The organism is Bacillus sp. 05T31 (assembly GCF_056396725.1).
This window is the reverse complement of the sequence record NZ_JBFTMA010001106.1, coordinates 1-908: the sequence shown is the minus strand read 5'-3', so window position 1 is coordinate 908 and position 908 is coordinate 1. Positions and strand designations below refer to the sequence as shown.

Here is a 908-nt window from a genome sequence, read left to right as displayed (position 1 = left end):
GTGTACAAAACCAACATCTCTAGCAAGATCTCGTAAGATATTTGGAGATAAAAAGCTTTGAATCTTTTGAGCAAATAGTTGTAATTCATCAGATACAGAAATAGACATACAAAAAACGCCATCCTTTCCTATGATTCTACAGAAAGAATAACGTATTTTTTTCATTTTGAGGGTATTTAATAGCCTACATTTTAAGGAATGTAGGCTAAGTAATATAATTTAATCTGTTATTAATTTTGAATAAATACTTAGATCAATAAACTTTTCATTAGATTTTTCACACATTCTCATTGTCCCTTCTAATGTAAAGTTTAACTTTTGTAATACTTTTATTGAATTGATGTTTTCAGATTCAACTTTTGCTTCTATTCTATTGAATTCTAAAGTACTAAACGCATAATCCATTAAAGAGAGAATGGCTTCTGGTGCATATCCCTTACCCCAAAAAGCTTTACTAATATCGTAACCAATTTCTGCTTTGGCGTTTTTGAAATCAAATGAATTATAACCACAAGAACCGATAATTTCATTTGATTCTAATTCAATTATTGAATAACGAATAGCTCTGTTTTCCCGAGATAACTTATCAAGCATTTCAATCATAGCTACCGCTTGGCTTTCATCAGTAAAACTATTGATATTCATAAATTTTGTAACTTCTGGATCAGACCAAATTGTAAACATGCTAGCTGAGTCTGATGCTTTCATTTTTCTTAAAACTAATCTTTCGGTTTGTAGTTCTGTAATCAATATTTTTACCTCCATTATATTTTTATTTTGGGGTCAAGATATTGATATCTGCGCATAGTTCAGTCCCTTCGTGTTTCAAGATAATATTATTATAAAAGCTATAAAGGATGAAACAATAAATTTCAAAAATTTGGTTATGTCACAGTTTATGATAACTG

General features: G+C 29.2%; 1 protein-coding gene. It reads right to left on the bottom strand.

Translation table 11 applies throughout. The features are described from left to right. Positions 1–219: 219 nt before the first annotated feature. The gene (locus AC1DJR_RS31685; protein WP_088118972.1) at positions 220–750 is read right to left on the bottom strand and encodes a GNAT family N-acetyltransferase; all 531 of its coding nucleotides are present in this window, start codon (positions 748–750) and stop codon (positions 220–222) included. Positions 751–908 lie beyond the last annotated feature (158 nt).